The sequence below is a fragment of the Phocaeicola sp. ICN-14070 genome (assembly GCF_037892625.1).
Lineage (GTDB): Bacteria > Bacteroidota > Bacteroidia > Bacteroidales > Bacteroidaceae > Phocaeicola > Phocaeicola plebeius.
In genome coordinates this window covers 1-14,190 of the sequence record NZ_JBBKBF010000043.1, presented here as the reverse complement: position 1 = coordinate 14,190, position 14,190 = coordinate 1, and the positions used below count along the sequence as shown (strand labels likewise).

8 protein-coding genes and 2 pseudogenes are annotated in these 14,190 nt (G+C 42.7%); 9 read left to right on the top strand and 1 reads right to left on the bottom strand.

The window, feature by feature from the left end:
* A complete protein-coding gene (gene pnuC / locus WKT20_RS11870; protein WP_118165149.1) occupies positions 1-603 on the bottom strand; it encodes a nicotinamide riboside transporter PnuC in 603 nt (200 codons plus the stop codon).
* A gap of 159 nt (positions 604-762) precedes the next feature.
* Here pnuC and WKT20_RS11865 point away from each other — a divergent pair, with 159 nt between their 5' ends.
* The 9 genes and pseudogenes from WKT20_RS11865 to WKT20_RS11825 all read left to right on the top strand — a co-directional run.
* On the top strand, positions 763-1,953 hold the full coding sequence (locus WKT20_RS11865; protein ID WP_340417414.1) for an ATP-binding protein: 1,191 nt from the start codon (positions 763-765) through the stop codon (positions 1,951-1,953).
* Positions 1,954-1,994: 41 nt separating this feature from the next.
* Positions 1,995-3,998: pseudogene (locus WKT20_RS11860) on the top strand (type I restriction-modification system subunit M).
* Between the two features lie 32 nt (positions 3,999-4,030).
* Positions 4,031-5,032: a virulence RhuM family protein gene (locus tag WKT20_RS11855; protein ID WP_340417413.1), complete on the top strand. Its 1,002-nt coding sequence runs from the start codon at positions 4,031-4,033 to the stop codon at positions 5,030-5,032.
* A gap of 50 nt (positions 5,033-5,082) precedes the next feature.
* Positions 5,083-6,960, top strand: a complete 1,878-nt coding sequence (locus WKT20_RS11850; RefSeq protein ID WP_340417412.1) for a restriction endonuclease subunit S — start codon at positions 5,083-5,085, stop codon at positions 6,958-6,960.
* Positions 6,961-6,963: 3 nt separating this feature from the next.
* Complete coding sequence (locus tag WKT20_RS11845; RefSeq protein ID WP_340417411.1) at positions 6,964-8,043, top strand: Fic family protein; 1,080 nt, start codon at positions 6,964-6,966, stop codon at positions 8,041-8,043.
* Positions 8,044-8,057: 14 nt separating this feature from the next.
* Positions 8,058-11,795 (top strand): type I restriction endonuclease subunit R, encoded by a 3,738-nt coding sequence (locus WKT20_RS11840; protein ID WP_340417410.1) that lies wholly within the window; start codon positions 8,058-8,060, stop codon positions 11,793-11,795.
* A gap of 158 nt (positions 11,796-11,953) precedes the next feature.
* Positions 11,954-12,775 (top strand): annotated as a pseudogene (locus WKT20_RS11835) (carboxymuconolactone decarboxylase family protein).
* A gap of 85 nt (positions 12,776-12,860) precedes the next feature.
* Positions 12,861-13,172 carry a cyclophilin-like fold protein gene (locus WKT20_RS11830; RefSeq protein ID WP_117701821.1) on the top strand — a complete coding sequence of 104 codons (312 nt, stop codon included), beginning with the start codon at positions 12,861-12,863 and terminating at the stop codon, positions 13,170-13,172.
* A 185-nt stretch (positions 13,173-13,357) separates the two neighbouring features.
* On the top strand, positions 13,358-14,190 hold an 833-nt coding region (locus WKT20_RS11825), incomplete at its 3' end, for a TonB-dependent receptor (RefSeq protein WP_340417409.1).

The following is a 14,190-nucleotide window of genomic DNA, read 5'->3' as shown; positions in this document are numbered from 1 at the left end:
TTACTCTTTATTAGTTTGGTCACATGCCTGTTCCGTCATCAGGTTCAGCCACTTTCTCCATCCGAAAAAAGCCACTACCGCATAAAGCCCGTACAGTGCCGAAGTGAAATACAGCCCCTTGTAGATGTACAGTCCGCAACACACCCAGTCCACAATCATCCAGGCTCCCCACTGCTCCACATATTTGCGGGCCAGCATCCACATGGCTATGATGCTCAGTGCCGTAGTGAAACTATCCGTCCAGGGCACACTGCTGTCTGTCCATGTAATCAATATCCAGGCGATAACCACCCAGCACAGAATAAACACGGCTGTCAAGGGGAAATATACCTTGCGCGGCATGCGTGTAATGGGCGTTTCTTCTTCAGCCTGCTGTATGTTCTTCTTTTTCCTTCCTCTGCTCCAGGCTATCCAGCCATACACCGAAGCCAGCAGGTAATACACGTTGATTCCAAAATCGGCATACAGTCCGGCCTGATAATACACCACCAGATAGACGGCAGGCATCACAATACAGGCAAGCCACAGGTAAATGCTGGCACGGTACTCCAGCCATAAATAGACTAACCCTACGAGGGTTCCAAACACTTCCAGGTAATTCATGGTGCAAAGATAGTATAAGCCGAGTGCAGCGGCAAATAGAAAGAATTGTTTTCCGGATACTTTTTCTTTTTGAGGGATATTTTCTATCTTTGATGCAGATTGAACATTTTTGTTCAGTGGATTGAACATTTTGTGGAATTAGATTGAACATTTGAAAGGATGGAATATAAAAGAGCGCAGTTTCAGGAAATTCTTAGCCGTATAAATGAGCCAAGAAGTAAAATACAGGTTATTGTCGGCCCTCGACAAGTAGGAAAATCTACCCTCATCGGTCAGGTACTGGAAGAATGCACTCTTCCGTTCGACAGTTATTCCGCAGATGATGTGACAGGTGTATCTGCCGACTGGCTTACCCAGGTATGGGAATCACAAAGAATGAAAATGGCCGTTCGTGGAGAAAACAAAAGGCTGATGGTCATAGATGAAATCCAAAAGATAAGAAACTGGAGTGAAACGGTAAAAGCCGAATGGGACCGCGACACCCGAGAAAAAAGACAACTGATAGTGGTATTGTTGGGCTCTTCCAGAATGTGGATTGAAAAAGGTCTGACCGAATCGCTTGCCGGACGGTTTGAACTTATCCGTCTCTCCCACTGGACTTATACTGAAATGAAAGATTGTTTTGGATGGTCTTTACCACAATATGTCTATTTTGGCGGTTATCCGGGTGCCGCACAATACATTCAGAATGAAACACGTTGGAGAAACTATGTGAAAGATGCATTGATTGAACCTTCTATCTCAAAAGATGTGTTGATGGATACCCGTATTATGAAGCCCCAGCTCCTGCGGCAGCTGTTTGAGATAGGTAGCAGTTATAGTGGAGAATTACTTTCACTTACCAAGGTAGCTGCCCAACTACAAGATGCAGGAAATGTGACTACGCTTGCCGGTTACCTGCATCTTTTGGATGAATGTGGTTTGCTTTGTGGACTACAGAAATACGCAGAAGATGAAGCACGAAAATATAATTCCGTTCCCAAATTTCAAGTGCATAACAGTGCGCTTCGGAATGTATATGCCGACGAAGATTTTTCGGAAGTGATAGAAGATGCCAAGTTATGGGGGCGCTATGTAGAATCTGCCATTGGTGCGCACCTTGTCAGCCAGGCACAAATTTATGACTACAAAGTGTATTACTGGAGAGACAAGAAAGATGAAGTAGACTTCGTACTGGTCCGGAGAAACAAGAAAGTAGCCATTGAAGTGAAGAGTGGAAGGAGAACTACCAATCAAGGGCTGGCCGTTTTCTCTCAGTTGTACCATCCGCACAAGGCTTTGGTGGTAGGCTCCGGAGGATTGCCTTTTGAGGATTTCTTGTCGATGGACCTTAATTTGTTGTTTAAGTGATTAATAAATTCTTACCTTTGAGAAAGAAATAAATAATAGTTATGAGCGGAGAAGATTTACAAAGACAGACCTCTATCAATATACAGGAAAAAGCAAATCTCATTTGGGCTATTGCTGATAAGTTAGTAGGATTATACAAACCTCACGAATATGGCAAGGTAATCCTACCCATGTGTGTAATCAAGCGTTTTGAAGATACCCTTGCACCAACAAAGGACGCTGTTATCAAGATGAACGAAGACCTTGATGCGAAGGGTATAGCCGTAAAGAAAGGTTTTCTTGAAGCGGCAGCCAAACAGAAATTTTATAACACTAGCAAGTTTACTTTCAACATTTTGCTTGCTGATGCCGATAATATCAAAGACAACTTCGAGAACTACCTCAATCATTTTTCCGAAAATGTGATTGACATTATCAACCGCATGGACTTCTACAACGAAATCAAAAAAATGAACGATAACAACCGTCTCTATCTCGTTATCAAGGAGTTCTGCTCTGCCAAGGCTTATTTGGGAGCGGATGTAGTTTCGGCTGTAGATATGGGATACATCTTTGAAGAATTAGTCAGAAAGTTTTCCGAATCGTACAACGACCAGGCAGGAGCACACTTTACCGCACGTGACATCATTTATCTGATGAGCGAACTGCTTGTAGGAGATGATGAACAGAAAATGGAAGATGAAGGCATCGTGGCATCCATATACGATATGGCAATGGGAACAAGCCAGATGCTTGCCTGTCTTGACGAGAGATTCCGCAAGATAGACCCTGAAGCCGAAATCACATGCTATGGTCAGGAACTCAATCCGCAGACGTATGGTATTGCCAAAGCCGATATGCTTATCAAAGGTGGTAATGCCGACAATATGCGCTTGGGAGATACTCTTGGCGACGACCAATTCAAGGGATATCAGTTTGACTACATCATCTCAAACCCTCCTTTCGGTATCGACTAGGAAGCATCCGAAAAACGTGTGAAAGCCGAAAACGAAATGGGCGAAGCAGGACGTTTTGCTCCGGGACTGCCGGCAAAGGGAGACGGACAGATGTTGTTTATGCTCAACGGTGTGGCAAAGCTGAAGGAAGAAGGGCGTATGGCTATTATTCAGAATGGTTCTCCCCTGTTTAAAGGGGATGCTGGCAGCGGTGAAAGTGAAATACGAGGCTATCTGCTGGAACATGACTGGCTGGAGGCGATTATCCAGCTACCTAACGACCTGTTTTATAATACGGGTATTGCTACCTATATTTGGGTAGTGAGCAAAAACAAGTCGGAAGAACGTGCGGGCAAGGTGCAGCTGATCGATGCCAGCAAATGCTTCGAGAAACTGCGCAAGCCGCTTGGCAATAAGCGTGTAGAGATTACCACTCTTTGCCGCGAACTGATTATGCAGGCTTATCACGATTTTACCAACTGGGAATATATCTCCGAGCATAATCCTGAGCTAAAAGTGGAAAGTAAGGTAAAAGATGTGGAGGATTTTAAGTTTACAAAACTCACCATCAACCGCCCCTTGCGGCTGGAGTACAAGGATATTCATTTTGACGAGACTACTGCGGCCAATTATAAGGAAGCAGACAAAGCCTTACTGAAAGAGATGGCTGCATACTGGGAAGCAAATATGCCTGGGCACGTAGGTTTTCCTGATATAACTTTCTTCCTTGAGCTGAAGAAGGCCAAGATAAAAGTGCCGCAGGGAAAGGTTGCTTTGTTGAGAAACTATTTCGGCAAACGTAACCCTGATATGATGGAAGCATACGTAAAGCCTGTTGACCAGGAAAGTGGATTTGCACCTGACCCAGAACTGAAGGACAGCGAGATTATTCCTTGGAAAGAGGATATTACGGAATACCTCGACAAAAACGTACGTCCGTATGCTCCCGACTTCTGGTACAACGAATCAGAAAGTAAGATAGGTTATGAAATTCCGCTGACACGTGAGTTTTATAAATATACTCCTCTTACAGCAAGTTCAGTAATATTCGATGAACTGAAAAAATTGGAGGAAAGAGAATCGGAACTGATGTCTAAGATTTTGGGGTGAATAGATGTAACTCCATAAAAAGAGAATCAACCATGAATGGGCAGCCTAACAACGGAAGTATAATTCTTTACCAGACAGAGGATGGCAAATCAAGGATAGAAGTAACGCTATGCAATGATACGGTTTGGCTTACAGCCGACCAGATGGCAGAGTTGTTCCAAAGAAACAAATCTACCATTTCAAGACATATAAAGAATGTATTCGAGGATGGAGAATTGAATCCGGATTCAGTTGTTGCATTTTTTGCAACAACTGCCGCTGACAATAAAAAATATCAGGTGGCATACTATAACCTCGACATGATAATCAGTGTAGGTTATCGTGTCAAGTCGCACCGTGGCGTACAGTTCAGAATATGGGCTACACAAGTTCTGCGTGAATATCTTGTAAAAGGATTTGCCATGAACGATGATTTGCTGAAAAGAGCTGGCGGAGGAAACTATTTCGACGAGCTGCTAAGCCGTATCCGTGACATCCGTTCCTCGGAAAAGGTATTCTACCGCAAGATACTCGAAATTTATGCTCTGAGTATAGATTATGACCCGCGTACAGAGACTACCATGCAGTTCTTCAAGACTGTACAAAACAAGATGCATTTCTCTGTACATGGTCATACCGCTGCCGAAATTATAAACGAACGTGCTAACGCGGAAAAAGATTTCATGGGACTGACTTCATGGACGGGAGCATTGCCCAAACGTACCGATGCGGAAATAGCGAAGAACTATCTTTCTTCCGATGAGCTGGATACGCTCAACAGAATCGTCAGTCTATACTTGGATTTTGCCGAACTTCAGGCTAAATCGCATAAGCCTATGTATATGAAGGACTGGATTCAAAAGTTAGACGATTTCCTAAAGCTTTCCGGTAAAGAACTGTTAAGCCATGCTGGAAAGATTTCTGCCGAACTTGCAAAGCAGAAAGCAGATACGGAGTACGACAAGTTCAAGGAAAGAACAGCTTATAGCTTTTCGCCTGTAGAGATTCATTTTTTAGAGAATTTTGAAAAGGAGCAGAAGAAGCTGAAAAACTAATGCTACATGGATTGATTATTCTTTAATTTAAATTAGGAAGATTGAGGATTATGGAAAATAGATACGATAAATATAAAGATAGTGGTATTGCTTGGATTGGGGAGATTCCGGAGCATTGGATATTGAAACGAATTAAAAATATATGTGATAATCTAGATTATTTAAGGGAGCCTATCTCAGCAGAACACCGTTCAAGAAACAACCCCATATACGATTATTATGGAGCATCAGGTGTCATTGATAAAATCGATTATTATAATGTTGATGATGAAGTATTGTTAATTGGTGAAGATGGTGCAAATCTTGTAATGAGAAATTTACCACTTGTATATAAAGCGAAAGGTAAATTTTGGGTTAATAATCATGCGCATATATTAAAACCTAGAAATAATAATTATGATTTCTGTGCATATACATTTGAAGCTGCAGACTATTCACTCTTTATCACAGGATCAGCTCAGCCCAAATTAAGTCAAGAAAATCTTGGTAGAATAAAGATCGCTATTCCCCTTCTCTCTGAACAACAATCCATCGCCACCTACCTTGACCAAAAATGTGGTGAAGTAGACAAACTGATAACTTTGCAAGAGGAAATAATAACTAAACTGCAAAGCTACAAGCAATCTGTCATTACTGAAGCTGTAACAAAAGGTTTGGATAAAAATGTTCCTCTAAAAGATAGTGGTATTGAATGGATTGGGGAGATTCCGGAGCATTGGATATTGAAACGAATTAAAAATATATGTGATAATCTAGATTATTTAAGGGAGCCTATCTCAGCAGAACACCGTTCAAGAAACAACCCCATATACGATTATTATGGAGCATCAGGTGTCATTGATAAAATCGATTATTATAATGTTGATGATGAAGTATTGTTAATTGGTGAAGATGGTGCAAATCTTGTAATGAGAAATTTACCACTTGTATATAAAGCGAAAGGTAAATTTTGGGTTAATAATCATGCGCATATATTAAAACCTAGAAATAATAATTATGATTTCTGTGCATATACATTTGAAGCTGCAGACTATTCACTCTTTATCACAGGATCAGCTCAGCCCAAATTAAGTCAAGAAAATCTTGGTAGAATAAAGATCGCTATTCCCCTTCTCTCTGAACAACAATCCATCGCCACCTACCTTGACCAAAAATGTGGTGAAGTAGACAAACTGATAACTTTGCAAGAGGAAATAATAACTAAACTGCAAAGCTACAAGCAATCTGTCATTACTGAAGCTGTAACAAAAGGTTTGGATAAAAATGTTCCTCTAAAAGATAGTGGTATTGAATGGATTGGGGAGATTCCAGAGCATTGGGAAGCAAGTAAAACTCTATTCAGTTTAAGTATGCCTATAACAGATGGACCGCATACAACTCCTGGACTTTTTGAGACAGGAATACCCTTTGTTTCAGCAGAAGCTGTCTCTTTTGGTAATGGTAGAATTGATTTTTCACGCATTAGAGGATATATTTCTGAAAACTTTTATCAAGAATGTTGTAAAAAATATGTTCCTCAAGTTGATGATATATATATGATAAAATCCGGTGCGACTACTGGACGTGTAGCAATTGTTGATACAGATGTCAAATTTACTATATGGTCTCCACTTGCAGTTTTCAGATGTAATAAGGAACGAATGCTACCGCGTTTTTTATTTTATCAATTACAATCTAATGGATATCAAAAACAGATTGAACTGAACTGGTCATACGGCACTCAACAAAACATTGGAATGAGAACTTTAGAAAAGTTAATATTATCAGTACCACCTCTCTCCGAACAACAATCCATCGCCAACTACCTCGACCAGAAATGCAGCGAGATAGACGAACTAATTTCCATCAAACAACAGAAGATAGAGAAGCTGAAAGACTACAAAAAATCATTGATTTTCGAGTGTGTAACCGGAAAAAGAAAAGTATAAGCCATGACTGAATTCGACAAATATATCCGACAGGGAGAACCCGACCAGAAAGAGAAAGCAGCCGCATGGCAAGTCGCTATCGGTTTGCAGGATGTGGATGGACTAAAACCGTCTGAGTATCTTATTCAGACGGCACAGCAACATATAGAGGGAGACATTTCCATTGATGAAGTGAAACATCTGATTGATACGTACTATCAATCGAAATCTTCCCGTGGGGAAATAGAAAATGAGCGAACAGAAGAAGCTGATAAAGTATCGGCACGCATCACGGAGTTGCTTTCTGAAAAAACATTCTCGTTTACACCGGATTATCTGCTATATATTCATAAGCGCCTGTTCGAAGGTCTCTACAAGCATGCCGGACAAATCCGTGATTATAATATCACCAAAAAAGAATGGGTGCTTGACGGCGATACGGTAATCTACTCGGATTATGAAATGATTCGCCCTACTTTGGAATATGATTTTGCGCAGGAAAAGGCTACTGATTATCCCGCCATGAATGCAGAACAGGCTTTACAGAGAATCGGTAAATTTATTTCAGGTGTTTGGCAGATACATGCTTTCGGCGAAGGCAATACCAGAACCATAGCTGTATTCCTTATGAAATACCTGAAGACATTCGGATTTAAAGTAGATAATGATATATTCAAGAAACATTCGTGGTATTTCAGAAATGCACTTGTACGTGCCAACTACAATAACTATACAAAAGGGGTTTCTGCTAATACAAAGTACCTGGAAATGTTCCTGAGAAATATGTTGTTTGGGGAAGAGAACAATCTCAGTAATAGAGAAATGAACATAAACTTTTCTCAAAGTGCCAAAAAAGAGGACTCAAAGAGCCAAAATGGCACTTTGAATGGCACTTTGAGCTGTACGCTGGATGAAATGGCATTACTTAATTTCTTGAAAGAAAATCCCAAAGCTACGCAATCCGACATAGCGGAACATATTGGGAAATCGGAAAGAACCGTAAAACGTATGACTCCTTCACTCATAGAAAGAGGATTGCTGGAACGTATAAACGGAAAAGGTGATAAAGGAAGTTGGGTAGTAAAAACCAAAGACAAAGATTAAATAAAGATATAACTATGAATACCACAGACTTAAAGGAAAAGAACTTTGAAGCCGATATAGAACGATATCTTATCACAGAGGGCGGCTATATCAAAGGCAATCAGGATACATACGACAAGGACAGAGCTATAGATATGCCTGTACTTATCTCCTTTATAGAAAAGACACAGCCAAAGCAGTGGAAACGATATGTAACCAAGTATGGCGACAAGGCTGAGAAACAGCTGTATCGCGTGTTTCAGGATGATGTGTCGCGCTACGGACTGATTTATGTGCTGCGCAAAGGCATAAGCGATATGGGTATAAATATCAGGTTCTGTTATTTTGCTCCGGCATCACTGCTGAACGATGAGCTGGTGGCAAATTACGATGCCAACATTCTTACCGTAACACGTCAGTTTGCTTATTCCAAACTGAACAAGAACACTATTGATATGGTGCTCTCGTTGAATGGTATTCCAGTGGTGGCACTCGAACTGAAAAACCAGATTACGGGTCAGAATGTGGAGGATTCCAAGCGTCAGTGGTGCACAGACAGAGACCCGAAAGAACCGCTGTTTCATTTCAACAATAGAATATTGGCATACTTCGGAGTTGACCTGTATGAAGTGGCTCTTACTACCGAACTAAAAAAGGAAAAGACTTTCTTTATCCCTTTTAATCAGGGTTCCAACGGTGCGGGAGAAGTAGGCGGTGCGGGCAATCCCGAACGTGAGGACGGAGGATATGTCACTTCGTATCTGTGGGAGAAAATCTTGTGCAGAGAAATGCTGCTTTCCATATTTCAGCGGTACATCTCCCGTCAGGAAGAAGAGAAACTGAAGATTATCATTGACAAGCATGGCAAAGAAAAGGAGGTGACGGAAACTTCCGTAAAGATAATTTTCCCTCGTTATCATCAGCTGGATGTGGTGGAAAAGCTGGTGGCCGATACGTATTATGCGAATTGTGCCAGCAAGCATACCAACAGCGGGATGCAAAACTTTGATTTGGCTGCCGATGAACACATGAAATACATGTATCTGAAAAAGCCGCATGGAAACAATTATCTGATTCAGCACTCGGCGGGTTCGGGTAAGTCCAATTCAATTGCCTGGCTTACCTATCGTCTGGCAGGGCTTCAGAATGCCGATTTAAAGAATATGTTTAACAGTGTGTTTGTTATTACCGACAGACGTGTGCTGAACAAGCAGCTTCAAAATACGATTCTTGGTTTCGACCATATAGACGGACAGATAGAAACCATTACCGATAATGATGACTCGAAGAAACTGGCAAGAATCATCAACGATGATAATACAAGAATTGTTATCACTACCCTACACCGTTTCCCAGTTATCTATAAAGAACTGACGAGCCGCAGCGGCAAGAGATATGCCATCATTGTAGACGAGGCTCATTCGTCACAGTCGGGCAAAAGTGCGGAGAAGCTGAAAGCGGCATTGGCCGATACGGATGACGCTTTGCGAGAATATGCAGAAATAGAAGAGATTGAGGCTGAAGAACTGGAAAAGAAGAAGGATGCCCTTATGGAAGATTTATTGGCCCAGGGACAGCACAACAATCTGTACTTCTATGCATTTACGGCAACTCCAAAGCCAAAGACGCTGCAGACTTTCGGTGAGTTGGCTGAAGAAGGTGAAAATCCGGAAGACAACAAATATGTGGCTTATCACAACTATTCCATGCTGCAGGCCATAGAAGAGGGATTCATTAAGGATGTGCTGAAATATTATACCACGTATGACACTACTTACGAAATTGCCAAGCGTATAGAGGCTGATCCTTCGTATCAGGAAACTCCTGCTACACGTGCTATCAAGGCTTTCCATGACAATCATCAGCATGTGATAGCGCAGAAAACGGCTATCATTGTGGAGAAATTCAGGGAGGTGACACTCAATGCTATGCTTGGAAAAGCAAAAGCTATGGTGGTATGCTCTTCGCGTGCTCATGCGGTACGATATTTTCTGGAAATTAAGAGGTATTGTCAGGAAAACAATATTACTGATGTAAATCCTATGGTGGCTTTCTCCGGTACGGTATCGTATGAGGGAGTGGAATATACCGAAACGAAGTTGAACTCTGCTGACGGACGCAATATTTCGGAAGCCAAGTTGCCGCTGTACTTTGCCTCAGACTTGTATAATATGCTGGTGGTGGCAGACAAGTATCAGACTGGATTTGATGAACCAAGACTGCACACCATGTTTGTAGATAAAAAATTGAAGAACGTGAAAGCTGTACAGACTTTGTCACGTCTGAACAGATGGCATAAAGACAAGAAGGATACATACGTACTCGATTTCTGCAATAAGCCGGAGGATATAAAGAAATCGTTCGAGCCTTTCTATAAAGGGACTGAACTGATAAATCCCGTGGATGTAAACTATGTGTATACTTTCAGAAAAGATATACAGATGTTTCAGCTATGGACTGAAGCTGACGAGCAAAAGTTCTTTGACCTGCTGCAAGACATCAGCAAGCAGAAGGACCGTTTGGGAGTTTTGTCGAATGCTTTCAAGAGTACCATCGGCCGATACGAAGAGCTTGATGAAGAAAAACGCTTTGAGGTAAGATCGAAAATCAAAAATTTCGTCCGTTTCTATTCTTATATGGCTCAGATAGCAAGAACTTTTGATAAGGAGTTGTATAAAGCTTATGTGTATGCCGACTATCTGTACAGACTTCTGCCTAAGAATCCCAAAGAAAGGATTGACCTGAACAAACAGATTATGCTGGTAAACTCAAAGATATCGGAGGGAGAAACGGTTTCCATTCAGATGGAGGAATCAGTGAAGCCTCTTAAAGGTGAGAACCCGAAAGCTGGAAAGCCAAAGAATGACAATGAGGACCTGCTCAGTCGTATCATTGACAAGGTTAACATCATGTATCAGGGTCAGTTCTCTGAAGCTGACAGGGTGATAGTGGAATCTATTTATGACAAAATGGTTTCGACAGCAAAAAGGAAACTGACCAAACAGGCCAACAATACGGATGAAAAGCAGTTCGAGGAAAGTATATTCCCTCAGATATTCGATGAGGTTGCCAGAGGCTGTTATGTAGAGCAGATGGATTCTTTTGCCAAGCTTTTTGAGAACAGCGATTTTTACAGAAATGTAATGACACAGATGGCCAGGGTAATGTACGAGAACTACAAAAGGAAGGAAGATGAACTACCGTTTATCACTGCATTGTTCAAAGAAAGATTCCTGACAGATTTGAAAGCTGAGTTCTCAGACCTTGCTCCGTATTTGCCGGATTTATCTCTTGCTGCTGACTGCTTTATAAAGACATTAAGTGCAAAGTCTGTAGCTACAATAGATGGAGCCAACGAACTTTTATTGGACTCGTTTAACCGGATTTATTGTCTGGAAAATATGAAACTGGTAGACAAACGCAGGCTTTTTAATACAATCGTCACCAAATATGAGGTCTTCCTGAAGAAGGTGTATTATTTGTTACATCAGAAGGAAATGGTCAATACTAAGAATGAAAGCAGTATGCCTACATTTATAGATTGTATCTTGTCTTTCAGTTGTTTGAGAGGATTGAAGTACAATCAAGATGAGAGATACCAGAAGTTCTATACTTATTTGGAGCTTGTCAAACAGTGGAGAAACAACGAGTCACATACCGCTCCAGATGCTTCTCTACAGGAGCTGAACTCTGCCGTTCATGTGGTATCGACTATGTATCTATGGATTATCCTGCATCATGTGGAGGAGTTGAACCGAGTAATCAATGAATAAGTTTCGAAACCGCCATTTCCGAAATGGCGGTTTCGCTATATATAGAAAACACTTTCCACAATTCGGGTATAAACATCTGTAAATGGTATACATTCTCCCCATATTAATCGGTTAACTTTGCCATTGAAAAAGAAGACAAACCAATAACTCATACCATTATGAAAATACAAATGGTCCTTGCGCTTGCCGCATGGGTAATAAACAGTACAACTATTATGGCACAGGAAACGATTAAACAGACAGCTGGACGCGATCAGCTGGGAGATTTTGCTCCTAAATTCGCGGAACTTAATGATGATGTACTTTTCGGTGAGGTGTGGAGCCGTACCGACAAACTCGGTCTGCGCGACCGGAGTCTGGTCACCATCACTTCACTTATCAGTCAGGGGATTACCGACAGCTCGCTGACTTATCACTTGCAGACTGCCAAGCAGAACGGCATCACCCGTACGGAAATCTCGGAAATCATTACGCACATTGCCTTTTATGCCGGATGGCCGAAAGCATGGGCCGCTTTCCGTCAGGCCAAGGAAGTGTGGGCGGAAGATGTAGCCGGAGAAGAGGCAAAGGCAGCTTTCCAGCGCGAAATGATTTTCCCAATCGGAGAACCGAATACCGCATTTGCACAATACTTTATCGGTCAGAGTTACCTGGCTCCGGTTTCGAAGGAACAGGTGCCGGTATTCAATGTGACCTTTGAACCGGGATGCCGCAACAACTGGCATATTCACCGGGCGACTAAAGGCGGCGGACAGATGCTTATCGGAGTAGCTGGCCGTGGCTGGTATCAGGAAGAAGGAAAACCTGCCGTACAGATTCTGCCGGGCACGGTGATTCATATTCCTGCCGGCGTGAAGCACTGGCACGGGGCAGCAGCCGACAGCTGATTTGCACACCTGGCATTCGAAGTGGAAGGAGAAAACACTTCGAACGAATGGCTGGAACCTGTCTCAGACGAAGAATATAGTAAACTGCAATAATCTATCCAGCGTCATCGGCTTCTCGCTTTTGTCGGGAGCCGATGACCTTTCACTCTTCCCTTTTCTGTCACCTACATTTCTATTTATGAAGAGAATCTTGTTATTCCCGCTTCTGCTTTTTGCTGGCATGACTCTGTTTGCCTGCAATCCTTCGGACGATACCCCGTCTGCACCTGAAACGAACACACCCGAACAGTCGGGAAATGACCGGCAGACAACCACATCTCCCGGCGACCTGATTCTGTATCAGGGCAACTCGTTTGTTATTTATTACGATACGAATTCATGGAACTTTACCCGCTTGGGAAAGGTGGATGGCGTGTCCAGCCGCAATGAGATGCTGGATTTGCTGGGTGGCAAAGGAGAAGTTACCGTAACCCTCTCGTTAGCAGAATAAAAAACTTGATAAAAAGAATTAGAATAAGGTTTTGCTCAGGGGCAATTATATTGGCTCTGAGCAATTTGTTTTTAATAGGATTTTTTACTTTTGCATCCTTTTACGTGCATACATTTAATTGACGACTTGAATGAAAAAAACGAACGATACCTGTTTTACTGCTCGGCCTGGCTTGCCATGCAGGAATGGCCCGGAAGCCACAACGAGATACACTTTCATTGACAAGCAAGATTCACCAGATAGACGAGGTGGTAGTGACCGGAGCACGCCATGAAACGGATGTGCGGCATCTTTCACAGACCGTGTCGGTCGTAGGGCGCGCCCAGATAGAAAGTGCCTTGCAACCGTCTTTGCTGCCCGTGCTTACTGAACAGGTGCCCGGACTCTTTGTTACTTCGCGAGGCATCATGGGCTACGGTGTGTCAACCGGAGCGGCGGGTGGAATTTCTCTGCGCGGACTGAGTGGAGGTACGGCCCGGTTGATGGTCATGATTGACGGTCATCCGCAATATGCAGGGATTTTCGGTCATCCGATAGCCGATGCCTACCAGTCGTTTCTGGCCGAGCGCGTAGAGGTGTTGAGAGGGCCTGCCTCGGTACTTTACGGTTCGAATGCTATGGGAGGCGTGATCAATATTGTGACACGGAAGATGCAGGAAGACGGGGTCGATACACATCTTCATGCGGGTTATGGTTCGTATAACACGCTGGAAACGGAACTCACCAACCGTGTCCGCAAGGGACGGTTCTCGAGTGTGGTATCGGGCTCCTACAATCGGACCGACGGACATCGGACCGATATGGGATTTGAACAATACGGCGGATATGCCAAGTTGGGATATGAAGTGGCTGAACACTGGAACCTGCATGGAGATGTAAACGTGACACATTTCAATGCCTCCTATCCCGGTCCGATAACTGCCCCGTTACTCGACGGCGACCAGCGCATTACGCGCGGAGTCACTTCTTTTGCCATGGAGAACCGCTACGAAAAGACTTCCGGCGCATGGAGTTTTTT

Coding starts and splice junctions, on each gene's coding strand:
- WKT20_RS11850 (WP_340417412.1), top strand. CDS start 5,083: ATGGAAAATAGATACGATAAATATAAAGATAGTGGTATTGCTTGGATT.
- WKT20_RS11830 (WP_117701821.1), top strand. CDS start 12,861: ATGAAGAGAATCTTGTTATTCCCGCTTCTGCTTTTTGCTGGCATGACT.
- WKT20_RS11855 (WP_340417413.1), top strand. CDS start 4,031: ATGAATGGGCAGCCTAACAACGGAAGTATAATTCTTTACCAGACAGAG.
- WKT20_RS11865 (WP_340417414.1), top strand. CDS start 763: ATGGAATATAAAAGAGCGCAGTTTCAGGAAATTCTTAGCCGTATAAAT.
- WKT20_RS11845 (WP_340417411.1), top strand. CDS start 6,964: ATGACTGAATTCGACAAATATATCCGACAGGGAGAACCCGACCAGAAA.
- pnuC (WP_118165149.1), bottom strand. CDS start 603: ATGAATTACCTGGAAGTGTTTGGAACCCTCGTAGGGTTAGTCTATTTA.
- WKT20_RS11840 (WP_340417410.1), top strand. CDS start 8,058: ATGAATACCACAGACTTAAAGGAAAAGAACTTTGAAGCCGATATAGAA.